Here is a 26299-nt window from a genome sequence, read left to right as displayed (position 1 = left end):
CTAGCGCTCCCGCAGCGCTTCTTGCGCCTTGTTGATCGGCTTCATCAGGTACTGGAGTATGGTTTTCCGACCGGTGCGGATTTCCACCGTAGCCACCATTCCCGGCATGATCGCATGCTCGCGCCCGTCTTTCGTCCGCAGGCTGGAATTGTGGGTGCGAACGTAGACGCGGTAATAGACCTGATCGCGGTGGACCTCGTCCTGCAAGGTATCGGGAGAAATGCGGTCCACCGTTCCCGGTAAAGTGCCGTAGATGGATGGATCGTATGCCGTGATTTTTACGGTGGCCGGCTGGCCGGGCCGGATGAAGGCGATGTCGCGCGGGGAAACCCGCGCTTCGATCAGGAGCTGGTCCTCCAGCGGCACGATCTCCATCAGCGAGCCGCCCGGCTGGATGACGCCGCCGATGGTCGTGACTTCCAGGTTCTTTACGATCCCGCGGACGGGCGAATGAAGCGTCGTGCGGTCAAGCTGGTCGCGCCTGCCGCCGATCACCTGGATCACCTGATCCAGTTCGGCGCGGGCCTTGGCATAGTCTGCACTGGCATCGATGACGTACTGGTTGCGCAGCGAATCAAGCTTGGCCTGGATCTCATTCTCCTGACGGCGAAGCTGGATCACTTCCACCTGATTGGCCGCGCCGAGTTCGACGAGCGGCTCCGTCATGGCAAGCTGGCGCCGGGTCAGCGCCAGCGACTGCCGCATGCTCGCGGTGGCGACGGCGAGGTTCTGCCGGCGCGAATGCATCAGTTCCATCTCGCGCGCGACGAGACCCGGTGTATCCTTCACCGCCTGCGGAAAGCGAGGCGTTCCGCCATTGATCTCGGCTTCAAGGCGGGCTGCTGATGCTTCGAGCGCGCGTGCCTTCGCTTCCGCTTCACCAAGCATGGAACTGAAGCGTGCACGGTCAAGCGTGGCCAGCTTCTGGCGCGGGCTGACGATATCTCCTTCATGGACGAAGATGCCATTGACGATCCCCCCCTCCAGACTCTGAACAATCTGGGATCGGGAGGGCGGCGTCACTTTGCCTGGCCCCACGGCCACTTCGTCAAGCACGCCGAAGTAGCTCCAGACCAGGAAAGCCAGGATGCCGATCGAAAGGATCGGCACGATGCGCAGACGCCCCAGGGTACGCAGCCAGCGGCTCTCCTCATCGCCGCCGAAACCCGCCGGCAGGCTCGCGGAAACCGGCATGGTCCGGTTCATGAGCGTTTCTCCTTCAGCGCAGCAGGCATCGCCAGTGCCGCGAGCACGGCCTCCTTGGCTCCGTCGAGCGCGACCCGCCCGCCGTCGATCAGCACGATCCGGTCCACCAGTTCGAGCAGCCCCGGCCGGTTGGTCGTCACGACAAGGGTCCTCCCGTTCAGCCACTGGCCGAGATTGGCCACCAGATTGCGCTCGCTGATATCGTCCAGCGGCGCGGAAGGTTCATCGAGCAGCAGGATATTGCCACCTCGCAGCAGCGCCCTGGTCAGCAGCAGGGTTTGCCGCTGCCCGCCGGAAAGCCCCGCCCCGCCCTCCTGAAGCAACAGGTCTAGCCCGTGCGGCTGGTTCTGGACGATCCCGGTGCCGCCGGTCACCGCCAGCGCCCGCAGTATCCGTTCGTCGCTGGTGCCGGGCGCGCCGATCAGCAGGTTTTCGCGAATCGTACCGAGAAAGAGCTGAGCCCCCTGCCCGAGATAGGAAATGTCCCGGCGAACATCGGCCGGGCTGATCTGCGCAAGACTGCTGCCGTCAAGCAGCACATCGCCGCCCGATGGCAAGGCCAGCCCCGCAAGGACTCGCAGCAGAGTCGACTTGCCGGCTCCGATCCGTCCCAGCAGGGCAATCCGCTCCCCGGCGCGGATGGACAGCCGCTCGACCTTGAGGGCCAGCGGCCCCTCGGGATCATAGGCATATCTCAGATCGTTGATCTCGTAGTATCCCTTGAGCACGGGGCGACGCAGCAGCCCCCGCTCGGGATCATGATCGACCGGTTTCCCGAAGAGATCCTCAAGCCCGCCAAGTGCGACCCTGGCATTCTGCCATCGAGTGAATATCTGGCCGAACGGAACGAACAGCACCAGCGCGCGGCTAGTCAGGATGGAGCAGGCGATAAGCGCGCCCATCGTCATGTCGCCGTCCATCACGCGAAATGCCCCGGCGACGACGACGACCGTATAAGCCAGTTGCTGAAGGGTCTGCGTCCAGTTGACGAAAAACGAGGACAGGAAACGCTGCTCCGCGCCGACGCGCGCACCCGTCACCGAGAGCCGCTCCCACAGCGACTGGAAGCGCGGCTCCGCCTGCGCCATCTTGATCTCGTCGATACGCTCGATCGATTCCACGAGGATCGCGTTTCGCAATGCCCCTTCCTTCATGCCCTCCGTCGCCAGCCGGGCAAGCGGCCGCTGTAGCAGGAGGCCTGGCAGCACGATCAGCACGGCAGCGCCCACCAGCACGAAAGTGAGCGGCCCTGCCAGCAGGGCGAACAGCATGAGGAAGAGAGCGACGAACGGGACGTCGATCAGGGCCGATACGGTGGTGGAGGTGAGCATCTCGCGGATCTGTTCGACATCGCGCAATTGCGCGATCAGGGCCCCCGTCGATCGCGGGCGGGCATCGTTGCGGATGTCCAGCGCACGGGCAAATATCCGCGAGGAAATGGCAAGGTCGGCCCGCCGCCCGATGCGGTCCACCAGTTGCACCCGCGCCGTGCGCAACATGAATTCGAATAACAGCGCCAGTCCCGTCCCCAGCGCCAGCACCCACAGCGTGGGAATGGACTGGGCGGGGATCACGCGGTCCCAAACCTGCATTGCGAAAAGCGAGGTGGCGAAAGTGAGCAGGTTGCCGAACACCGACGCCAGCAGCACCTCCCCGTAGCCGCGCCGGTCCGCGGTGATGATATCCCACACCCAGGAACGGGATGGCCGCCGCAGGAACTCCTCCAACCGGGCATCTCGCGATCGCGTGGACAGGGGTTCGACGAAGCCGACCCGCCCCGAAACCTGCGCGCGGAATGTCTCCAGCGCGAGTTCGACCGGTGTATCCCTGTGGAGCCATGGCATCGTGACGCGGACATGCCCTGCATCGCGGCTGTGGACGATGGCCGCCCCTTCGCCGCGCAGTTCGAAGATGGCCGGAAGCAGCATTTGCGGCACATCTTCAATGCCCATCGCCACGATCTCGAAATCGAGGCCGGACAGCCGCGCAGCCTCTGCCAGGCCTTCTTCCGCCCCCCTGCCCTCATTCCAGTAGAGCCGCCGCGCCAGTTCAGGCACGCCGACCGGCACGCCCTTCAATGTAGCGAGCGCCGCGATGGCGGCGGCCCAGGGATCGTGCAGCACTTCCGGACTGTCAGCCATGCAGGTCTTCTTCCTCGATGAGGCGCGCGGGAAGGCCCAGCGAGGGACGCAGCGTCCCGCAAAGGTTCTCGAACCGGACGCGCGCGCCCATGATGTCATGTTCGGCCACGATCCGGGCACTGGCGGCGCGGTAGATTTCAAGCTGGGTGTTGAGCAGTTCGGTCAGCGTTCGCTTGCCCAGCTTGTATTCCTCGAAGAAGATGCGGCTGGCGGTGATCGCCTGCTCTTCCTGATGCGAATAGGCGGCGATCCGCAAGTGGCCGGCACGGATTTCCTGCCGCGCGGAAAGAGCCTTGCCTCGCGCTTCCATGATGGCCGCTTCCCGCGTCGCGTCAGCCGCGCGGCGGTCTTCCTCGGCAGCTTGAACGAGATAGCGGTTGCCCCGGCGGTAGACATCGCCCGTCACCGTCACCAGCGCCGTGAAGGCATTGTCCCGTGTGTTGTAGGTGTAGTTGTTGCGGGTGTAGCCCATTTGCAGCCCAAGCCTGGGATAGCGTTCGGCCTTGGCCTGCCCGATCCGGGCCGCAGCGGCGTTCTCCGCTTCCTGCGCGGCGGCGATCGCGGGCAAGCGATCATAGTCCGGCTCTTCGTCCCCGGCTTCGAGGCGCGAAATCTCGGCAGATGGATCGGCATAGGTCAGGGCGACCCCGCCGATCAGGTTCGCCAAGGCCGCGCTCGCGATCGCAAGCGCGGTCTGTGCCTGGATCGCTTCACCGCGCGCGCTTTCCACTCTTACGTCGGCCAGCATGAGGTCGGACTTGTCGGATATGCCGGCGCGAACCCGAAATCCGATCAGTTCCCGCAGCCGCTCCAGTTCCTCCACCTGCCGCGCCGCTTCGGCCGACAGCTGCTCGAAACGGCGCACTTCGAGAAACGCCAGCGCACCCTGTTCGGCAAGCTGATCCGCCACCGATTCCAGTTCGAACCGGCGCTGGCTCGTCGTTGAACGGGCCGCGCCGATTTCTCCCCTGGATCGTCCGAAGTCCCAGACCTGCTGCTGCAGATAGACGCTTGGCCCGGCCATGTTCTGGTTGAGCCCGGAACCGTTCCTGTCCGTGAGCATGTTCGGCCCGAGATTGGCCTGGTAGGAAAGCTGCGGATACCAGGCCGCGCGTGCCGCGCCGAGATCGGCCCGGCCCCGCGCCAGCGCGGCATTGGCCCGGGCGATCTGCGGGTGCCGCGCCAGCGTCAGCGCAACGGCCTGCGCGATGTCGAGGTTGGCCGGAACCCGTTCAGCCAGTTCAGGGCCACCCGGTTGTTCGAAGTTTCGTGAAGCTCCTTCGCCATCTTGCGCTGCCAACTTCTCCGCCATCATCCCGGCCATAAGAAACACGGCCGCTCCGGCGATCCTGCGCCACGTAAAGGTCATGAGTCCCCTTCATGATCCGCTTCCCATATTCGACCGGCACGCTGGCCGGATGCGCTCTCCCCGGCGGCTCAAACCACGACGAGAACCGGGTGATCGACGAAGATATCCGTCGTTCCCAAAGTGTAGTGGTTGTAGGCTTCGCCATTGATCAGGGTTTGGCCCTGGAAGACCGCTCCGGTCATGGTGACCCGGTCGCTCCCGTCACCGGCGATCGTCAGTTGGTGGTTACTGTCGGTCGCGCGCAGGACGCCGGTCTCGGTCAGGGTGATCTGCCTGCCGGCATCCCCGGTTCCCAGATCAATGCGTTCGATGTTGCGAATGTTGCTCACCGCATCGAGATTGAGCACCTGCCCGGTTCCGCTATCGATCAGCAGCGTATCGCTTCCCGCACCGCCGTCGATCAGCGTATCGCTGGCATCATAGACGAGCGTGTCGTTGCCCGCGCCGCCGTTGAGCGTATCGGCACCCGCCCCACCGCGCAGCAGATCGTTGCCGTCATTGCCGTTCAGCACGTCATTCCCGGCAAAGCCGTAGAGGCGGTCGTTTCCGGTCGTCCCGCTGAGGGTGTTCGCGCCGGCATCGCCCTGGATCACGTTGGCCGAGCCACCGGAATTGAGCAGGCTGACATCGAGCAGCGAACCTGTGGCGGCACTGGCGGAAAGGCCTGTCGTATCGGTTGCCGTGATCGTCGTCGCGTTGAGCACGTCGAGGCCGAGAAGCGACAGATTCTGCTCGAAATGCACGGTGCCGAGCAGTTCGTTCACCGCCATGTTGCTCATCGCGCCATTGTCGATAGCGGTGATCGTCAGCGTGGAGGAAGGCGCCACGATGCCGAGGATGCCGGAAGAATTGCTGATCGAGATATGCAGCCCGAGTTCCGCCGCCAGCGCTGCCGAAGCCGTCAGCGTATAAGCGCCGAGAGCCAGCGACAGCACCGGGGCATACTTGACCTGCACCGTCTTGAGGTTGTTGTTGGGATCCACGGCGGTAAGCGACTGCGAGCCGAGGTCCAGCAGGTTCAGCGCCTCCACGCCGACCAGTCCCAGCAGTGCCGAATTGCTCGCCTGCACCATCGGTGCCTGCGCCGGAATGCTGGTTATGCTGATCGTCTGCGAGGCATTGTGACCCACGTTGCCTGCGGCATCGACGACGCGAACGGCAACGGCATGCGATCCCACGGAAAGGGTGCCCGGCCCATAATACCAGCTTGTGCCGGATACCGAGGCATTGACCCAGGTTCCACTGTCGATCTGGATCTGCACCTGCTCGCCCGTGCCGAGAGCCGAACCGAGAGTTCCGCTGATGGTGGGGCTGTTGTCCTGCGTGCTCCAGTCACCGACGGTGCCCGTATCGACCGACAGCGTAGTGATGGCGATCGTGGCGGAAGGCGGCGTCTGGTCCAGCGTCACGCCGTAAGTGTTGGACGCGGCGCTGGCATTTCCGGCCGTGTCCATGGCAACAGCCGTGAAGTTATGCGTACCGTCGCTCAGGCCCGAGGAAGGCGTGAAGGTCCACGCGCCGCTCGCATTGGAGGTGGTGCTGCCGATGACCACTCCATTGTCGTAGATCGCCACGGCTGTGTTGGCCGAAGCCGTGCCGGTCAGTTGCGGAGTGCCATCGTTGGAAACGCCGCCATTCGCGACGGTACCGGTGTTCGGCGCCACGTCGTCCACGATGCCGGTGATGACCGGCACTGACGGGGGCGTGGTGTCCACCGTGATGGCGAAGGCATTGGAGGTCGCTCCGGTGTTCCCTGCGGCATCCGTGGCGGTAGCGGTGAAGCTGTATGTCCCCTCGCCCAGCGCCGGCGATGGACTGAAAGTCCAGTTGCCGCTCGCATCCACCAGCGTCGTGCCGATCGACACTCCGTTCGCCAACAGCGTCAGCGTCGATCCCGCCTCGGCGGTGCCGCGAAGGAGCGGCACTGTGTCGTTGGTCACGCCGCCATTGGCGACCGAGCCCTGCACGGTGCCGACATCGTCGGTAACGCTGGAGATCGTCGGCGCGGCAGGGGCGCTGGTGTCGACCCGGATCGCGAATGGCGAAGAGGCAGGGCCAAGATTGCCTGCGGCATCCGTTGCCCGAACGGTAAGGCTGTGATCGCCCTGGGCAAGTGCGGCAGGAGGGGTGTAGCTCCAGGCGCCAGACCCGTTCGCGGTGGTGGTGCCGACCAGCGTGCCGTTGTCGTAGATCGAGACGGTGGCATTGGCCTCCGACGTGCCCGAAAGCGTTGGCCGGGTATCATCGGTCGCCGCGCCGTTCGCCAGCGCGCCGGTACGGCTTCCCACATCGTCTGTAACGCTGGCGATCAGCGGAGCCGAGGGAGGCGTGGTGTCCACGACGACGACATAGGCCGTGGACGATGGACTGACGTTGCCCGCTGCATCACGCGCCGTGACGGTAAAGCTGTGCGGTCCATCGGACAGCGGAGATGGCGGCGTGAAGCTCCAGGCACCCGCCCCGTTCGCCGTCGCAGTACCAAGCAGGACCGCACCGTTGTAGACCGAGACGATGGAGTTTGCCTCGGCGGTGCCGGACAGGAGCGGCGTGGCATCGTCGGTAACGCCGCCGCTGGCGACCGGCCCCTGCGTCGTGCCGACGTCATCGGCGGCGCCAGTGATGACAGGCGCTGTCGGTGCGCTGGTATCGACGGTAAGATTGAAGACGGTGGTTGCACCGCTCTGATTGCCTGCCGCATCCGTGGCCGTAACGGTCAGGGCGTGCGGTCCGGAGGACAAGGGGCCGGAAGGCGTGAAGCTCCATGCGCCGGAGGCATTTGCCGTGGTCGTGCCCACCAGCGTCGCCCCATCGAAGATCGATATCGTCGCATTGCCCTCTGCCGTTCCGGCAAGGGTCGGACGGGCATCATCCGTCGTCGCGCCGTTGGCGAGCGGTCCCTGGATCAGGCCGACATCATCCGTGACCGATGCCAGGACCGGCGTGCTCGGCGCCGTGTTATCCACCGTCAGGCTATAGGTGTTCGATGTCGCGCTCTGGTTGCCTGCCGGATCGGTGGCAACAGCGGTCAGGTTGTGGAGCCCGCTCGACAGCGGCGTGGAAGGCGTGAAGCTCCATGCGCCGGACCCGTTGGAAGTGGTGGTGCCGACCAGCGTCGCGCCCTGATAGATCGAAACCGTCACATTGGCGGGAGCGGTGCCGACCAGCGTCGGCCGCGCGTCGTCGGTTACCCCGCCGCTGGCGACCGGCCCCTGGATCGACCCCACGTCATCGGTGGCGCCGGTGATGACAGGCGTTGCCGGCGCCGTGGTGACGACCGTGACCGTATAGGCCGGGGAAGGCAGACTGACATTGCCGAGCGTATCGGTGGCAGTGATCGTGAAGCTGTGGCTGCCTTGTCCCAGCGGTGTCGTGGGCGTGAAGGCCCAATTGCCCGCGCCGTTGGCCGTGGTCGTTCCCAGCAGCGTTGCGCCGTCGTAGACGGTTACGGTCGCATTCCCCTCGGTCGTGCCGGAAAGCGTGGGCCGCGTATCGTCGGTCTGGCCGCCGCTGTTCACGGAGCCTGTCACCGGACCGACATCGTCCGTCACCGTGGCGATGGCCGGCGGCGAAGGAGGCGCCCGGTCGATCGTTGCCGTGCCGGGAGGCGAAGCGTTTCCGGCAGGGTCCACCGCCACTGCACTGACCACGGTCCCGTTCGAGAGCGGCGTCGGCGGTGTATACGTCCAGTTTCCGGACGGGTCCGCCAGCACCGAGGCATCGGTGTTGCTATCGCCATCGAAATCGAGATTGACGGTAGCGCCCGCCTCTGCCGTGCCTGTCAGGGTGGTGCCATTGCTGGCATTGACCGTGGGCGCCGCGGGAGGCACCGTATCGACCTCGAATGCGAGCGGCGGGCTGTTGAGGCTCTGCACGCCGTTGTCCGTAGCCGTGGCGGTAATGCTGTGTGCGCCGTCTCCCAGCGTAGGGGAGATGCTCCACTCGCCAAACGTATCGGCGATTACGGTGCCGATCTGGACGCCATTGTCATAGATGGTGACAAGCGAGCCCACTTGCGCCGTACCGTGAATCTCGGGAACCGGATCATCGGTAACGCCGCCCGGACCGATCGGCCCCTGCGTGGTGCCGACGTCATCCGCGATTACGGGTGCTGACGGGATCGGCGGCGGTGTCGTATTCATGCCGGTATTGACGATTTCGGAATCGCTGCCCGAAACGTTGCCGGCCGCATCGACGGCAACGACGGTGATCTCCGTGCCATTCGGAAGTGTGGGGCTGAAAGTGACGCTCCACTGCCCGAAACTGTCTACCGTGGCAGTCGTATCGGGAACGCCGATGGCATCGGTATGGACCTGGATCACCGCGCCGGCCTCTCCGGTGCCGGACACCGTTGTGCCGTCGGTCGGGTTCAGGGTCGGGTCGGCGGGAGCTGTCGTATCCACGCGAACGGTGTAAGCGACCGATTGCGGGCTGACGTTACCGGCCCGGTCGGTTGCCGTGACGGCGAAGTTGTAGTTGCCTTCAGGCAAGACGGGCGAGAACGACCAGTCTCCGTTGATGTCGGCAGTGGTCGTGGCCGGATAGGCGGACCCGTTGATATAGAGGGTGATCGTCGCACCGGCTTCCGCCGTACCGGAAATGACCGGTTGCGTATCGTTGGTGGAGCCCCCGCTCGCAACCGTTCCGGTCTGCGGCAGGACATCATCCGCAACGGTCAGGATCGTCGGTGCCGGCGGCGCATTCGTGTCCACGGAGAACACGAAGGGAGCCGAAGCCGTGCCGGTGTTTCCGGCTGCATCGGTCGCGGTGATCGTGATGCTGTGCGATCCCTGCCCCAGCGGTGCCGAGGGCGTGAAGGTCCAGTTTCCGGCATTGTTGGCCTGTACGGTTCCGATAGCCGATCCGTTGTCGAGTATCGTGACGGTCGCATTGCCTTCCGCCGTTCCGCTGAGCACCGGCAGTGTATCGTCGGTGGAGCCGTTGGCGCTGACAGCCCCCACAACCGCGCCCTGATCGTCGGTCACGGCGGTAAGCGCGGGAACCCCCGGCGCAACCGCATCCACGGTGATCGTAGTCGCGCCCGAGACGTTCCCCGCCGCATCCACCGCCGTAACCGAAACCGGCGTGTTGTTCCCCGGATTGCTCGGCAGGGTGTAGCTCCACTCTCCCGAAGCATTGGCCTGTACGCGCGTGTCGATCGACCCGTTGTTGCCGATATCGATATCGATGAAGGCGTTCGCCTCCGCCGTGCCGGACAGAATCTGCCCGTTACTGGGCTGGACGGAAGGTGCGCTCGGCGCGGTTGCATCGATGGTGAAGGCGAAGGGCGACGAGACCCCGCTGGTGTTTCCAGCCGAATTGGTCGCGCTGACGGTGATGCTCTGCGCGCCTTGTCCCAGGGTTGGAGTGTAGCTCCAGGCGCCGCTGCCATTGGCCGTCGTCGTCGCCAGCAGCACGCCATTGTTGAAAATGGATATCGTGGCATTGGCTGCAGAGGTGCCGCTGATGAGAGGCGTGGTGTCGTTGGTGAGCCCTCCGTCCGTGATCGGTCCGGTTATGTTGGGCGCGTTATCCGTCAGCGACGTGATCTGCGGCACCGGAGGAGGCACGGTATCGATCGTCACGGCATAGCTGTTGGAAAAGGCGCTGACATTGCCTGCGCCATTGGTGGCCATCGCGGTGAAGCTGGGTGTTCCGCTCAGGGCGCCGGTCGGCGTGAAGCTCCATGCCCCTGTTCCGTCCGCCGTCGTGGTGCCGAGCAGGCTGCCGTTCGCATAGACGGAAACCACGACATTGGCGGCCGAGGTGCCGGTTACGGTCGGCTTGCTGTCATCCGTTGTGCCGCCATTGGCGACCGTACCCTGAGTAGCGCCGATATCGTCGCTCACAAGCGTGATGACGGGTGCTGCCGGCGTGCTCGTGTCGAGCGTGACGGTATAGGCCGGGGAAGCCGGGCCGAGGTTGCCGGTGGCATCGGTCGCCGCTGCGGTGAAGGCATGCGGGCCGGACAGGAGCGGCGTCGAGAGGGTCAGGGTCCAGATGCCGGAAACGCCCGCCACCGCCTGCCCGATCGCGGCGCCGTTATCGTAGACGGTTACCGTCGCACCATGCTCGGCGGTGCCGCTGATGACCGGCAAAGTATCGTCCGTGGCGCCGCCGTTCGCGACGGTCCCGGTCTGCGGCCCCACATCGTCCGTCACGCTGACGATCGCCGGAGCGGCGGGCGCGGTGCGGTCAACCACGATGCTTTCGGGCGCGGAAGTATTGCCGGCCGCATCCGTGGCCGTGACGATCACGGTCACCCCGTCCGCAAGTTGGAGAGGCGGATTGTATGTCCATATGCCGGAACCGTTTGCAGTTGTCGTCACGTCTACCGTGCCGTTGCCGTCGAGATCGAGGTTGATCGTCGCATTCGGTTCGGCCGTACCGCCAAGGGTGGTTCCCGTGCTCGGATTGATCGTGGGATCAGCGGGCGGCGTGACGTCGACAACAAGGGTGAAGGTTCCCGAAGGCACGCTCACGTTGCCGGCCGCATCGGTAGCGACGGCGGTGAAGTTGTGCGGCCCCTCCGCCAGCGCGGTGCCGGGCGTGAAGCTCCAGATGCCAAGGCCGTTCACCGCCGCCGTGCCGATTGCATTGCCGTTGTGGAAGATGGTGACCGTCGCTCCCGGTTCGGCGGAACCTGCAAGCGTGGGAAGAATATCGTCAGTGACCGAACCGCTCGGCAGCGGCCCCTGAACGGTGCCGACATTGTCGTTCGCGCTACCGAACAGCGGCGCGGCCGGCGGTGTCGTGTCCACGGTGACAACGTAAGGCGATGACAGCGCGCTTTCATTGCCGGCCGCATTGATGCTCATCACGGTGTAGCTGTAAGTGCCCTGCGCCAGAGGCGCCGCAGGCGTATAGTTCCAGCCGCCCAGGGCATCGGCCGATACCGTGGCCACGGGAATACCGCCGCGCAGGATCGTGACGGTGGAGTTGGGGGCTGCCGTGCCGGAGAGGCTCGGCTGGGTGTCGTTGGTGATGCCGCCATTGACGACGGCGCCCTGCTCCAGCCCCACATTGTCCACTGCGATCGCGATTGCGGGCGTGTCGGGCACGGAATTGTTGATCGACACCACGTAGGCCGGCGATTGCGCGCTGACGTTGCCAGCGGCATCCCCAGCAGTGACGACGAAGCTGTGACTGCCCTGCCCCAGCGCCGAAACCGGCGTGAAGCTCCATGCCCCGGAACCGTTCGCCGTGGTCGTGCCCAGCAGCGCGCCGTTGTCGTAAACGGAGACGGTTGCATTGGCCTCCGATGTGCCGGTCAGCGTGGGGCGTGCATCGTCCGTGGTTCCGCCATTGGAAACAGGCCCCTGGCTGTCCCCGAAATCGTCGGCAATCGACGAGATGGCAGGCGCTGCCGGAGGGGTATTGTCGATCGTCAGAGTGAAAGGCGCGGAATTGGCGCTGACATTGCCTACCGCATCGGTCGCCGTAATCGTGAGTGTATGGGTTCCCTGGCTTAGCGGCGCGGTGGGCGTGAAGGTCCAGCTCCCCGCCCCGCTTGCCGTGGTCGTTCCCAGCAAGGTTGGGCCGTCGTAGACGGATACCGTCGAATTGGCTTCCGCCGTACCCGACAAAGCCGGCTGCCCGTCATCCGTGGACGAACCGCTCACCAGCATGCCCTGGCTCGCGCCGACATCGTCGGCTGCTGACGTTACGACCGGCGCAGGCGGCGGGCTGCGATCAATGGTGGTCGAACCCTGAAGCGAGGTATTCCCGGCGGCGTCCGTAGCGGTGGCGATCACCGTACTGCCATCGGCTAGCGGCGTGGCCGGGGTGTAGGACCACGAACCCGAAGGGCCGGCCTGCACCGTGGCATCCACGGTGCCATTGCCGTTCAGGTCCAGCCGAACCACGGCGCCTGCCTCGGCCGTGCCGGAGACCAGCGATCCGTTGGAAGGATTGATGACAGGCGCCGCAGGGGCCGTCGTATCCACGGTCAGGCCGAAGACAGGCGTGGCCTGGCTTTCGTTACCCTCGCTGTCGGTAGTGGTGAAGGTCAGGCTATGCGCGCCCTGTGCAAGGGTCGGGGTAAAGTTCCAGGCCCCCGAACCATCAGCGACGACCGTACCGAGGAGGTTTGCGCCGTCATAGATCGAGACCAGGACACCCGCCTCGGCCGTGCCCGCCAGTCGAGGTTGGGTGTCATCGGTCACCGCACCATTGGCCAGCGGCCCCTGCACCGTGCCCACGTCATCGGTGGCCGAAACCAGCACGGGAACCGGGGGCGGTGTACTGTCCAGCTCTGCATCCACGGTGGTGGTTGCAGCAGGCGACGGATTCCCCGCCGCATCGGTGGCGATCACACTGACGACGGTTCCATCCGCGAGCGGGGCGGCGAAAGTGACGCTCCACTGCCCACCGTCTCCGGCGACCACGCTGGCGTCCGGGGTTCCATCGCCGTTCGTGTCCACCGTAACGGTCGCCCCGGCCTCGGCCGTGCCGGACAGGGTTACGCCATCTGTCGGGCTGAGCGTGGGCGCGGCGGGTGCGCTGAGATCGATCGTGACGGCATATCCGGAAGAAGGCCCGCCTACCCCGCCCGCCTCGTTTACCGACGTGACGGCGAAGATGTGGTCGCCTTCGGGCAAGGCCGCCGCCGTGAACGTCCAGTCGCCCGATCCGTTCGCGATGGCCGTGCCGAGCAGCACGCCATTGTCGTACAAGGAGACGGTAGAGCCTGCTTCGGCCGTGCCGCCGATCGTCGGCGTGGCATCGTTGGTGAGACCACCGCTGGGCACGGTGCCGGTCTGCGGCGCGGCATCGTCAACGACCCGGAGAATGATAGGCGCGACGGCCGCTTCGATATCCACGACCACGGTCACGGGCGGCGAACTGTTTCCAGCCGCATCGCTCACCGTGATGCTGACGGTCGTGCCGTCGGGAATGTGCGTGGTGGGCACGAAGACCCAATCCCCCGCGGCATTGGTCAGCGCGGTTCCGTCGATCGTGCCGTCATCGCCGAAGTCGATGTTGACGACCGATCCCGGCTCGGCCGTGCCGGTCAAGGCCGCGCCGTTGCTGGGGTCGACCGTGGCGGCCAGGGGAGGCACGGTATCCACCGTGAACGCGAAAGGCTGCGACGGGGCGCTCTCGTTGCCGTCTCCGTCGCTTGAAGTGAAGGTCAGGCTATGGCCGCCCTCCCCCAGTGGAGGAGACGGGGTGAACTGCCAGTCCCCATCGCCGTCAACCGTGGTCGAGCCGATCAGCACGCCATTGTCGTAGACGGAGACGGTCGATCCCGGTTCCCCGCCAGACCCGCTGAATTCGGGCGTGGAATCGTCGGTAATCGCCCCGTTCGCGAGATTACCCTGGATCGCGCCCGTATCATCGTCCGCGCCGCCCACGCCCGGCACGGGCGGCGGGGTCGTGTCGATGTCGCCATCCACCGTGACGGTCGCTGCCGGCGAACTGTTCCCGGCCGCGTCTGTCGCCGTGGCACTCACCACCGTGCCATCGGCAAGCGGCTCATCCAGCGTCACGCTCCAGCTGCCGGTAGGCCCGGCAACGGCGGTTGCATCGGGGGTTCCATCACCATCGACGTCGATCGAGACAATTGTGCCCGCCTCGGCGGTGCCGGAAACCGTGATCCCGTCCGTCGGATTGAGCACGGGCGCCGCCGGAGAGGCGGTGTCCACCGTCAACTCGTAAGCCGGAGATGCCGCGCTGACATTACCGACCGCGTCCTTCGCGGTGATCGTGAAGCTGTGATGGCCCTGTGCCAGAGCGCTGGGCGGCGTGAAGCTCCAGGTGCCTGTCGAACTCGCCGTAGCGGTGCCGATCAGGGTGCCGTTGTCGTAGATGGAAACGGTCGATCCCGCTTCGGCCGTGCCCGATAGCGCCGGACGGGTATCATCGGTTGCGCCGCCGCTTGCGACATTGCCCTGGATGGCCCCGACATCGTCGGCAGCCGCGCTGATCGTCGGCACCGCGGGAGGCGCGGCATCGACCGTGACCGATGCCGGCGTGCTGACGTTCCCGGCAGCGTCCACCGCTCTTACTGTAACCGTGGTGCCGTCGGCGATCGGCGTCGTCGGCGTATAGGTCCAGCTTCCGCTTGCGTTGGCCGTCACGGTGGCATCGGTGGTGCCGTCACCGTTGATGTCGATACGCACTGTGGCGCCGGGTTCCGCCGTTCCGCTCAGGACAGTGCCGTTTGTTGCCGCCACGGTCGGCGCGGCCGGAGGTGTCGTATCCACCGGTTCGTCGGAGTGACCACCCCCGCCGCTGGCCGCAAGCGCGATCCCCCCGCCCACACCCAGCGCGCCAAGCGCGAGTAGAGCGCCCGTGCCGATCCCGCCACCACCAGCCGCACCCAGCGGCGACATGCTGAAATCGAGCGGTTCGGTCGAAGCGTCGGCAGGCGCGAAGCAGGCGGCATCTCCAAGATGGACGAGCCACTGTTCGCCGCTGCCCGGATCGCCGAAGCTGAGCTGACCGATATCGTCCGCCGGGCAGGCGAAGTAGCCGTCCAGACGAATGGTGGAGCCATCCGAGAACGTTATGACGAGATCGTCACCTTCGCGGACCATCGAGGACACGCTGCTGGGCGGCGCCACGACCTTCACATTGGAACCTGGCTGGACGGCGATCTGCGTGACGCCTTCCCGTGCCGTGGTGGTATTGACGGTCCGGGTTGTGCGATTGGTGATTTCGACACGCTTTTCCATCGAACGTCTCCCAGAAAGAAGGATCGCCTCGCCGCCTGGCGGCGCGTTTTGGGCAGCGTTCTGGAAAGACGCGTGCGCGCGGAGAAATATCCGCGTGTTAGCTCCGTCATATTACGGCTAAATCAGCGTTTATCCGGAACGTGCAGATCGTATTCCAGGCCATACGAACTTTCGTTACGTCATCATGGCCAGCAAAATTGCGATAGATATCGTGGATACTATTATGAGGGCACCACATCCCTGACAGGTTTATTCTATTTTTACTGAGTGCATCGATAGGTTCGCGACTCAATCGCGAACAGCACTTTCCCGTCCGCTTCGGATGGATTGCCCCAGTGAAATTGGGAATGCGGATCAAGAACTTCGGTCAGGAAGTGCGGCATCGGGCGCTGCCGGATAGGGATGCGCGCAGTATTGAACGCAAGGCGGCCCCTCATGGGCGGCATCTTCCCCGGCTTTGCGGGGTAACGCCGCAATGCGCCCGGTCATCGTCAAGTTACCGAAAATCCAGTCTTATGCGTCGTTTGCTCGCTTTCCGGATCGAGACTGCACAGCATATCTCCCCGGAAAAGTCGGTAATCGCACGGAACTGGATGAAACCCTTCGGAATTTCCTGCTCCGACCGGATAGCCCAAGCCTGCCGGTCAGAACGCCCGGCAATACGTCAGGTGCAGTGAGACTGCCCGCCGCTGCCGGTAATGCCGTCTGTCGAGCCGGTCGGATTGAGACTGCGGTCGTCACGGATCAGGAAGGCCGCCTCCTGGTGGAAGGTCGTGTTCTTGACGAACATGTCCCCGAACAGCGGCTGGTAGTGGAAGAAGACCTCGACATACATCACCGCCGAATTGGCGGTCGCGTAGATCTTGTGATCGGTCTGCCCCATGCCGTCGAGCACCTTGCCCGTCTTGCCGGTGCCCGAAATCCCGTAGCTTGACGCGCGATCAAGCTCCCCGCGGCACCTCTGCCAATGGATATACTGGCGATTGGAAGCGGAATCGATTTCCAGACTGGACAGGATGATCCTGCCGTTCGCGTTGAAATCGAAGGAAGCACCTTCCGACAAGGCCCCCCACATCACCGAATCGACCTGGGTTTCGGTAACGGTGGGCGTTACCGAACTGTTGTCGGTCTGGCCGAGCCGAGAGGCGTTGTCCGCCACCGACGTGGCGATCTCGCCGACCTGCATCTTTATCATCGACATGTAGGCCAGTTCGGTACCGTAAAGCCCCAGCGTCAGCAGGACCGGCAGGACGAGCGCAAACTCCAGGATCGACACGCCGCTCCGATCCCGGAGCAGTTTGCCAAGACAGGTGGCAAGCGGGCGCAGCAATGCAACTCGCCGGTTCATCTGCAGGTCCCCGCCGCGGAACCATAAGCCTGTTGCAGCGAGTAGGGCTGGTTCTTCTTGACCGCCGTTGCGCTGAGCGTGCGCGTGGCGTCGCGGTTGGTCAGGCCGGGAATGGGGAACAGTGGGCTGTAGGTGACATTGACCTTGTAGATCACGACATCGTTCGCGCCGCCGTTACCGCTTTTTCCGACGTCGGCATCCCACTGACCGTTCTTGTTCTCGTCCGTATAGGTCTCGCCGTTATCGCATATGCCGTTGTTGTTCTTGTCGTTCCACGATTCCGGCCGGGCAATGTCGGTAAAGTCGTAGTAGCTGGAGCGCGAGAATTCCACCACGGCACCGGGCGCGACGCCGCCCACGATCTTGCTGACGAACGCATCCTCCGTTGCCGTGTCGGCGGTTTCCAGCGTCGCGTTACGGGCAACCTGCTGGACCGCACCCTGAAGCACGGCCCGGACATAGGCCATGTGTCCGATGTCGAAGATTCCCATCAGGAGCATGATCAGCACCGGCGCCGCCAGCGCGAACTCAACGGCCGTCACGCCTTCCCGGGCGGCGCCGCAGCGGCGCAGCAGGGCCGCGAAGCGACGCACCGGGCGATGATGCCCGCTACGCTTCACTGGGTAATCCTGAGCTCGCCGACCTGCTTGGCGATTTCCTGGAAAGCGGAATCGAGTTCCGTGGAATTGTTCGCGGTGAACGAACTGTCATCCGAAGCGCAGGTCTGGAGATCGGTGGACAGGGCCGAGGTAAAGGCGATCACCCAGACCCGGATGCCCTTCGCCTTGATCGCCTCGCAGACCGAGAGGAAGCGCTGCGTGTGGCGTGCGTCCTCCTGGAGCTTCGAGCCATCGCTCGTCGTGCGGCGATCCCACCATTCCATCCCCCACGCGGTAGGCACGTAGTTGGCGGTATCCATGTAGCCGTCGGTCATGAAAATGATGTGGCGCGAAACTTCGCCGCCGTTCGACGGATCCTTGTTCACCACGGAACCGAAGATGCCGTCGGGCGAAAGCAGACGCCCACCCCAGATCATCCCGATATCAAGATAGGTTCCGCCCACCGCCGTCAGCGAATCCGCGTAGGCATTGAAGCTCTTCTGGTCCATTTCCTGGAGCAGTTGCGATTTTGCCGGGCAGTAGGTTCCAGCCGAAGCGCCTGTCGTGCCAGGATCGAGCGTGTAGGTGTTGGCGGCGCTTCCGGCGCGGCGATAGGAAATCTCCGGCCACAGCGGGGCCCAGCGCGTCGCATTGCCCGTTCCCGGCGCAGTATCGATATCCACGTCGAGCGCGCCGGAAGGGGACATGCCGGTAATGGATGAGTAAGAAAACTTATCGCTGTTGACCGTCTGGCGCTCGATGATGCAGCCGCCCCAGGTATAGGAAACCGACGCGCCGTTGGTTCCGTTGTTGACCGCGGTTGCGGCAAAGGTCTTGAACAGGCTCGTGTCGCGCGTCAGCTTCATGTATTCGAAGTGATCGAACGTATATCCCGACGTCGGCGCATTGGTCGTGGCGTTCGTGTAAGGCTGGGTCGTAACCTTGTCGCGCGTGTACGTATAAGTATAAAGGTAATACTTGCTCCCGGACTTGGCGCAGGAATACTCCATCTTGCGCTGCGGCTGCGTGGTCACGACGTTGACGACGACATTGGGGCTCGTTCCCGAAGTCGAAGTCGTGCTCGTGGCGGAACCGTAGTCCTTGTAGTCCGTATCGTTGGCCGAGAGCGCCGAATTGCAGGCGCTCGACGAATTGTAGCTCTTCGACGTGTTGCTGCTGCCCGCGTTCTTGTACTCGACCGTCGATGTGCCCTTCGTCCCTTTCGAGACATTGTAGAACACCGGCTGGCGCGACTGGTAGTCGGCGGAATTCGCCAGGAACGCCGGATTGAGTTCGGAAAGCAGGTGCCCGACGTTGACCGTGGAACTGTAGGGAACGAACCCGTAGCGGACGCGGGCGTTGGTATCGTTCGTCGCGGTGGAGAGCGTCTTGTAGAAGTTCTTCACGGCGGAACGCAGGGCGGCGATGCGGGTGGAACTGCCCAGCGCTTCCCCCATCGACCCTGTCGTGTCGAGCACCATCATGACATCCGCGTTGCCCACGCCCATCGAGGACGTGCAGTGAACGTTGACCGGAAACGTATCGTAGCCGACCAGTCGCATGATGAGCGTGTTGACGGTGGTGGAAGCCGTGCCCTTCACCGTCTGGCCATCGTCGTCGGACGTGGAGTCGAAAGTGGTTCCCGTGCTCTCGTGCACACCATCGTTGAAATTGGTCGCGAAATAATTCCTTGCGATCGCCTTCGACGCTTCGTCGAGTCCGTTCGTCGTCACCGAGCGACGTCCGGCGAGTACTGCCGCGTCACAAGCGGCCTGAAGCTGGTTCTGTACCTTGTAGGTGCGGCTGATATCGACCGCGGCACCCACCACGACGACCGCGACCAGCATTCCCACCGCAGCCATGGGCAGGATATTGCCCGAGGCATCCCGAAGACAGTCTCGCAACCAGTGATGGATTTGGCGCATCGGTTAACCAGTCTTTCGGCTAGGATTTTCCGCAGGATTTCAGCCGTCTCCTAGAGGAGATTGCTTAATGAAACCCTCACCGAGCGTGGACCGCCTTCCTTCACGAAGCGTCCCGAATTTCGGGAAACACAGGATTTACCACGATTTCTCCGGAACCAATCGCAACGCAGAGCGTTCAAGCTCCCGATCCGGGGACCGTCTCGAATTTTTGGGGGAAGATTCGGTCCGCCTGCAGCCGGCCTTTTCCCTTGAGATTCGTAATGTCGCCCAGCAAGGCTCTCAGTTCCCACGTCCAGCTTGCGCTTGTCATCATTGTCGTTCTGGGCCTTGCCCTCGTCATCGACATCACGATCCCGCTCGGCACCGGAGTCAGCGTCCTCTACCTGCTGCCCACGGTGATCGCCTTCGTCGCCAGGCGGCCGATCACGCCGGTGCTGGCAGCCATTGCCGGCGTAGGCTGCGCGATAGCCGCCTATTTCATCGCGCCGCAGGGACTCGGGCTGGAAATTGCGCTGACGAACCGGGCATTTTCGGGCGTGACCAATTTCCTGCTAGCGGCGATCGGCTTCGTCCTGATCCGCTATCGCAATTCCAATCGCCATGAACAGTGGCTGCGCGAGTGCGAGGCCGACCTTGCGCGCGCCACGGCCGGCAGCATTCCTCTGGGTGATCTCGGCGACCGCGCCCTCGCCTTCCTTGCGGAGCGCTTCGGCGCGATCGCCGGAGCGCTCTATGTCAACGACGACGGCGCGTTCCGGAAGATCGCGACATATGGCGTGCCCGCCGATGCAAGCGTCCCGGAACGCATGGAGCCCGGCGAGGGTCTATTGGGCGAAGTCATGCGCCACGGCCGCACCACCACGATCGCGCAAGTTCCCGCAGGCTACCTTTCATTCGGCTCCGCTCTCGGCCAGTCCACGCCCGCACGTCTCGTCCTCGGCGCCACTCAGGTGGATGACAAGGTCAACGCGGTCCTGGAACTTGGCTTCCTGGACACGGCCGATGCCCGCCCGGAAGATCTCGTCTCGTTCCTGGACATCGTGGCGAATTCGCTCGGCATCACCCTGCGCTCTGCGAAGTACCGCGCCCGGCTTGAACACCTGCTCGCGGAGACGCAGCAACAGGCGGAAGAACTCCAGAACCAGAGCGAGGAACTGCGCGCCACCAATGACGAGCTGGAAGCGCAGAGCAAGCTGCTGCTCAACTCGCAGTCCCAGCTTGAGGAACAGCAGGCGGAACTCGAACGCAGCAATTCGCAGCTTGAGGAACAGGCCCAGTCGCTCGAGGCGCAGCGCGACGAATTGACCCGCTCGCAAGCGCGCCTGCGCGGCCAGACCGAGGAACTCGAACAGGCCAGCCGCTACAAGTCCGAATTCCTCGCCAATATGAGCCACGAGCTGCGCACGCCGCTCAACTCCCTGCTGATCATGGCCCGCCTGCTTGCCGATAACCGGCAAGGCAACCTTTCATGCGAACAAGTGCGTTATGCCGAGACCATCGAGTCCTCAGGCAACGACCTGCTCACGCTCATCAACGACGTGCTCGATATCTCCAAGATCGAGGCAGGCAGGCTGGAACTGGACCCTCGCGACGTCCCGGTAGGCGCCATCCTCTCCAAGCTCGAAAACACGTTCGCGGCGGCGGCGTCCGGCAAGGGCCTGAAGCTCAGCATGAACCTCGCCGAAGGCGCGCCGGGAACGATCGAGACCGATCCCCTCCGGCTTGAGCAGGTTCTGAAGAACTTCCTGTCGAATGCGGTCAAGTTCACCTCGAACGGCGAAGTCTCCCTCACGGTCGGCGCGCTGGCGTCCGGCCGGGTTGCGTTCTCAGTCCGGGATTCCGGGCCCGGCATCCCGGAAGACCAGCAGGACGCGATCTTCGAGGCATTCCGCCAGGCCGATGGCGGCATTGCCCGCAAGTACGGCGGCACCGGGCTGGGCCTGTCGATCTCGCGCGAACTGGCGCACCTGCTCGGCGGTGCGATCACGCTTCACAGCACTCCCGGACAGGGCAGCACCTTCTCGCTGGAAATTCCCGAGCGCTTCGCGCCTCGCGAGGCGGGCAGCGCGCCCGGCGTGCCCGGCAAGGCCACGCCCACCCCGACCCCGGCCGCCACGCAAACGACTGCCCCGCAAAGCCGCCGCGGCCCCTCCCCGCAGGACGACCGTGAAACGCTGTCGGGCGATTCCCGCGTTATCCTGATCGTCGAGGACGACCCGGCCTTCGCGCGCATCCTCTGCGATCTGGCGCATGAAGTCGGTTTCGAGTGCCTGATCGCCGGCACCGCAGACGAGGGAGCCCTGCTCGCCCGGCAATACCTGCCGCAAGCCGTGATCCTCGACATGCACCTGCCCGATCACACTGGGCTTTCCGTGCTGGACCGGATCAAGCGCGATACCCGCACGCGCCATATCCCGGTGCACATCGTCTCGGCCGACCACGACGACCATGCCGCGCTCGCCAGCGGCGCCGTAGGCTACCTGTTCAAGCCGGTGAGCCGGGATACGCTGGTCGACATGCTCGAAGGCCTCGAGGCGCGGATGGACCAGCGCCTGCGCCGCGTTCTGGTGGTGGAGGACGATCCCCGGCAGGCCGAAGCGATCCACCTTCTCCTCGCCTCCCGCGATGTCGAGACGGTGGACGTGCAGAGTGCTGCGGATTGCCTCGCCCGGCTGGGCGAAGAGACGTTCGACTGCATGGTGCTGGATCTCAACCTGCCCGACATGTCCGGGTTGGACCTGCTCGAACGCCTCTCGCACGACGAGAGCGTCGCGTTCCCGCCGGTCATCGTCTATACCGGCCGCGAGCTTTCCGAAGAGGAGGAGATGCGGCTTCGGCGCTACTCCAAATCGATCATCGTCAAGGGCGCCAAGAGCCCGGAACGCCTGCTCGACGAAGTGACGCTGTTCCTGCACCAGGTCGTCTCCGAACTGCCAGACGAGAAGCAGCAACTGCTTGCCCGCTCGCTCGGACGCGATGCCGCGCTGGAAGGCCGCCAGATCCTCGTCGTCGAGGACGATATCCGCAACATCTATGCGCTGACTTCGGTTCTCGAACCGCACGGCGTACAAGTGCGCATCGCCCGCAACGGCATCGAGGCGCTGAACGAACTGGCCCGCGCGGCGGACAGTGACGGCGCCCCGGTCGATCTCGTATTGATGGACGTGATGATGCCGGAGATGGACGGCCTCACCTGCACGCGCGAAATCCGCAAGCAGGGTCAGTGGCATTCGCTGCCGATCATCGCACTGACGGCCAAGGCCATGGAACGCGATCACCGCGAATGCCTTGAGGCGGGCGCCAACGACTACCTGTCGAAGCCGCTCGACGTGGACAAGCTGCTCAGCCTCGTGCGCGTGTGGATGCCGCGATGAAGCCGATGTCACGAAGGTTGGCGGAGGCCGTCGAGGATATCGAAGTCGATCTCCTCGTCGAGGCCATCTGGCGGCGCTACCAATACGATTTCCGCGACTATTCCCGTGCCTCGCTTCTGCGCCGCCTGCAACGTGCCCAGTCCCATTTCGGCTATCCCCATCTCTCCAGCCTGCTCGACCGCATTCTCCACGATCCCGACAGCCTGAATGTCCTGATCGGGTTCCTGACCATCCAGGTCAGCGAGATGTTCCGCGATCCCGAGTATTTCCGGGCGATCCGCGAGCAAGTGATCCCGCACCTTCGCACATGGCCCTCCATCAAGGTCTGGGTTGCGGGCTGCGCCAATGGCGAGGAGTTCTATTCGCTGGCGATCCTCTTCCGCGAGGAAGGGCTGGACGATCGCACGATGTTCTACTGCACCGACATCAACCCGGCAGCTCTCGTCAAGGCAGAGGCCGGGGTCTACGAGATCGAGCGTATTGCAGGCTTCTCCCGCAATTACATGGAAGCGGGCGGGAAAGGTTCGCTTTCGGACTATTACACCGCCAATTACGGCGTCGCCCGGTTCGACCCGACATTGCGCAAGCGCGCGGTCTTTGCCGATCACAATCTCGCCAGCGATGCCGTGTTCTCGGAAGTCCAGCTTGTCTCCAGCCGCAACGTGCTGATCTATTTCGACCGGGCGCTGCAGGACCGCGCACTCGGCCTTTTCGCCAGTTCACTGCCGCCCGGCGGCTTCCTGGGCCTCGGTTCGAAGGAGACCGTCCACTTTTCCGCCGAGGGCGATAGCTTCGCCGACTTCGCGCCGATCGAGAAGATCTGGCGCCGCACCAAGCACGACGTGCAGGAGGCCGCCTTTGCTGAATGAGCCGCTCAAGATCCTTGCGGTCGACGATATCAGGGACAACCTTCTCGTGCTCGAAGCCGCGCTGGACCAGCCCGGCGTCGAACTGGTCACGGTTTCCTCGGGGTTCGAGGCGCTGGAAGCCATGCTGCGCGACGATTTCGCACTGGCCCTGCTCGACGTGATGATGCCGGAGATGGACGGCTTCGAACTCGCCGAGCTCATGCGCGGGACCGAGCGCACGCGTGCCGTGCCGATCATATTCCTCACTGCCCTGGCCACGGACGAGCGGCGCAAGTTCCTCGGATACGAGGCCGGCGCCGTGGATTACCTGCTCAAGCCGCTCGACATGGTCGAACTCAATTCCAAGGTCGCGGTCTTCGTCGAACTCGCCCGCCAGCGGCGCGAGATCGCCCGCCAGCGCGACGAACTCGGCCTGGCCCTCGGCCGCCTTCGCGCGCATGGCGACAACTCCCCCCTCGCCGTTCTGGAAATCGACGCCAACCTGCGAATCGTGAGCTGGTATCGCAGCGCCGAACGCGAGATCGGCTTCGCGGCGCAGGATATTCTCGGCCTCAAGGTAGAGGACGCCCCCTTCCTCCCCGTGGCGGACCGTCCGCGCTTCCTGGACGGGATGCGGGCCCTCCTCGGCGGTGAGGACCGCAGGGAGAAGCAGGACCACCGCTTCGTGCGCGCCGACGGTGCCCTTCGCGAAGGCGAATGGTACTGCTCCTCGCTGGTCGGCACCGGATCGCGCGGCGCCAGCGTGATGATCGAACTGATCGACGTGACCGAACGCCTGCGCGCCGAAGAGACCCAGCGGCTGCTGATCGGGGAATTGAACCACCGGGTGAAGAACACCCTCGCGACGGTTCAGGCCATCGCCTCGCAGGGGTTCCGGCACGCCCGGTCTCCCGAGGGCTTCCACCAGTCGTTCACCGGCCGCCTGCAATCGCTTGCCCGCGCCCATTCGCTGCTGAGCGCAACGACATGGGAGCCCGCCAGCCTGCGCCGCCTGATCGCCGATCAGGTTGCCATCGGCGCGGTCGGCGAGGATCGGCTGAAGCTCTCCGGCCCGGACGTGGACCTGCCGCCGGAACTCGCCCTGCGCTTCTCGCTCATCATCCACGAACTGGCGACCAATGCCCACAAGTACGGTGCACTCTCGAACGAGGCCGGAACGGTCACGCTCGACTGGTCGCTGAAAGGACAAGTGCTGTCGCTCGCCTGGAGCGAGCACGGCGGCCCTCCCGTTTCCGTCCCGGAACGGCGTGGCTTCGGGTCCACCCTGATCGAGAACAGCATGGCGGGTGATGGCGCCCGGATCAGTGCGGAATATGCACCGGAAGGCGTGCGCTGGCAGTTGGTCCTGCCGCTCTCAGATGCCGCCGCCGAAGCGCCTGCTACCGTCGAGGAATCGCCGCGTTCTGAGCCTGCCCCGGACGCCCCTCCTGCGGAAGCCGCGCCCAGTCCGCGGGCGCTCAGGGTGCTCGTGGTCGAGGATGAGCCGCTCGTGGCCATGGAGCTCATGATGGAGATCGAGGACTGGGGCGCATCGCCCCTCGGCCCCGCGACGTCGTGCGATCAGGCGATCCACATGATCCGAGACACCGTGCCGGACCTGGCCCTGCTGGACGGCAACCTCAACGGCGAGAGGATCGATGCCGTTGCCGACGAACTGGCCGCACGCGACATCCCCTTCGCTTTCGTCAGCGGCTACGACCGGCAGCACCTTCCAAGCGGCCACAGCCACAGACCGATGCTGGGCAAGCCGTTTCTCGGCACCGAGGTCTGCGCCATGGTCAGGAGACTGGCTGCCGAAGCCGGCGCCGTGACGCCCTGAAATGGCAAACGGCGGCGCAGCGGGGGAACCTTTCAGCCTTCCTTCGGGTTTCTTCGGGACGGAAGAAGGAGCATCGCCTATGGCCTTGACGCAAGAACGCACCTACCGATCCGAACGTATCTGGACGCCCCGCCCACCACTGGATCCCGGCCTCCGCCGGCGTTTCCATGGGCCGATCCAGCCGATGGAAGAGCCCACGTTCCTCGAGCGCCTGTTTGGCCGGCATTGAATGATCGTTTGAGAACGATCCTGCCCGGCGCTAGGCCGGAAGCATGTCTGCAACGCCTCCCCCATCCGTCCTGTTCGTCTGCCTCGGCAATATCTGCCGCTCCCCGCTGGCCGAGGCGGCGTTGCGCCATGCCGCGCAGGAAGCCGGACTGGAACTGACCGTTGATTCGGCCGGAACCGGATCCTGGCATATCGGCAAGGGGCCCGATCCGCGTTCCTGCGACGAGGCATCCCGGCACGGCATCGACATCACCCACTATCGCGCCCGGCAGGTCACGGTCCGGGATTTCGACCGTTTCGATCGAATCGTCGCGCTGGACGCCAGCAATCTGGCGAACCTCGAACGGATCGCACCCGCCAGCCCCCACGCCCGGCTTTCGCTGCTGCTGGACCATGTGCCGGGCATGGAGGGGCAGGATGTCGACGATCCCTACTTCGGTGGCCCAGAAGGTTTCGTGACGACGTGGGAACAGGTGAGCGAAGCCGCGCGGAACCTCGTCGCCGAATTTCTCGATGAACGCGATGGTCAAGGGCACTAATTCGCAATCCGGGACACGGACTTCCTGCTCGTTCAGAGCACGGCTCGTGGTTCGCCGGGCAATCCTCCGCAACGGCATGCCCCGGTCGCGGCCCGGTTCGATCCCCCTGCCTCAAGCCCTGTTTGCTTTTGGGCCTGCTTTCATTATATGCCCGCTCGAACGCCCCGGCCCGCAGTCGCCAAAGCGACTTCAACGTGCCGGGGCTC

Annotated in this window: 11 protein-coding genes; 4 read left to right on the top strand and 7 right to left on the bottom strand. The window is 64.6% G+C overall.

Going from position 1 to position 26299, the window contains the following annotated elements; translation table 11 throughout:
- The 7 genes from U9J33_RS07845 to U9J33_RS07815 all read right to left on the bottom strand — a co-directional run bounded on the left by U9J33_RS07845 (position 1) and on the right by U9J33_RS07815 (position 19264).
- A complete protein-coding gene (locus U9J33_RS07845; RefSeq protein WP_243692688.1) occupies positions 1 to 1206 on the bottom strand; it encodes an HlyD family type I secretion periplasmic adaptor subunit in 1206 nt (401 codons plus the stop codon).
- Positions 1203 to 3347 carry a type I secretion system permease/ATPase gene (locus tag U9J33_RS07840; protein WP_324698827.1) on the bottom strand — a complete coding sequence of 715 codons (2145 nt, stop codon included), beginning with the start codon at positions 3345 to 3347 and terminating at the stop codon, positions 1203 to 1205. Before U9J33_RS07840 ends, U9J33_RS07845 begins: the two co-directional genes overlap by 4 nt.
- Positions 3340 to 4716 (bottom strand): TolC family protein, encoded by a 1377-nt coding sequence (locus tag U9J33_RS07835; protein WP_324698826.1) that lies wholly within the window; start codon positions 4714 to 4716, stop codon positions 3340 to 3342. The genes U9J33_RS07840 and U9J33_RS07835 overlap by 8 nt, the downstream gene beginning before the upstream one ends.
- Before the next feature lie 68 nt (positions 4717 to 4784).
- Positions 4785 to 15392 carry an Ig-like domain-containing protein gene (locus U9J33_RS07830; RefSeq protein ID WP_324698825.1) on the bottom strand — a complete coding sequence of 3536 codons (10608 nt, stop codon included), beginning with the start codon at positions 15390 to 15392 and terminating at the stop codon, positions 4785 to 4787.
- Positions 15393 to 16056: 664 nt separating this feature from the next.
- Positions 16057 to 16740 carry a TadE/TadG family type IV pilus assembly protein gene (locus U9J33_RS07825; protein WP_185997667.1) on the bottom strand — a complete coding sequence of 228 codons (684 nt, stop codon included), beginning with the start codon at positions 16738 to 16740 and terminating at the stop codon, positions 16057 to 16059.
- Positions 16737 to 17360 (bottom strand): TadE/TadG family type IV pilus assembly protein, encoded by a 624-nt coding sequence (locus tag U9J33_RS07820; RefSeq protein ID WP_231636177.1) that lies wholly within the window; start codon positions 17358 to 17360, stop codon positions 16737 to 16739. The genes U9J33_RS07825 and U9J33_RS07820 overlap by 4 nt, the downstream gene beginning before the upstream one ends.
- The gene (locus U9J33_RS07815; protein ID WP_132469467.1) at positions 17357 to 19264 is read right to left on the bottom strand and encodes a pilus assembly protein TadG-related protein; all 1908 of its coding nucleotides are present in this window, start codon (positions 19262 to 19264) and stop codon (positions 17357 to 17359) included. The genes U9J33_RS07820 and U9J33_RS07815 overlap by 4 nt, the downstream gene beginning before the upstream one ends.
- A 260-nt stretch (positions 19265 to 19524) precedes the next feature.
- On the opposite strand from U9J33_RS07815, the gene U9J33_RS07810 reads away from it, so the two are divergent.
- From U9J33_RS07810 to U9J33_RS07795, 4 genes are all read left to right on the top strand, one after another.
- Complete coding sequence (locus U9J33_RS07810) at positions 19525 to 22638, top strand: response regulator (protein ID WP_324698824.1); 3114 nt, start codon at positions 19525 to 19527, stop codon at positions 22636 to 22638.
- The gene (locus U9J33_RS07805) at positions 22635 to 23507 is read left to right on the top strand and encodes a CheR family methyltransferase (RefSeq protein WP_324698823.1); all 873 of its coding nucleotides are present in this window, start codon (positions 22635 to 22637) and stop codon (positions 23505 to 23507) included. Before U9J33_RS07810 ends, U9J33_RS07805 begins: the two co-directional genes overlap by 4 nt.
- Positions 23497 to 25326 carry a response regulator gene (locus U9J33_RS07800; RefSeq protein WP_324698822.1) on the top strand — a complete coding sequence of 610 codons (1830 nt, stop codon included), beginning with the start codon at positions 23497 to 23499 and terminating at the stop codon, positions 25324 to 25326. Before U9J33_RS07805 ends, U9J33_RS07800 begins: the two co-directional genes overlap by 11 nt.
- Positions 25327 to 25598: 272 nt before the next feature.
- On the top strand, positions 25599 to 26093 hold the full coding sequence (locus U9J33_RS07795; RefSeq protein WP_324698821.1) for a low molecular weight protein-tyrosine-phosphatase: 495 nt from the start codon (positions 25599 to 25601) through the stop codon (positions 26091 to 26093).
- Positions 26094 to 26299: the final 206 nt, after the last annotated feature.

The organism is Novosphingobium sp. RL4 (assembly GCF_035658495.1).
Classification (GTDB): domain Bacteria; phylum Pseudomonadota; class Alphaproteobacteria; order Sphingomonadales; family Sphingomonadaceae; genus Novosphingobium.
The sequence above is the reverse complement of the archived record's forward strand: the minus strand, read 5'-3'. Positions and strand labels throughout refer to the sequence as shown.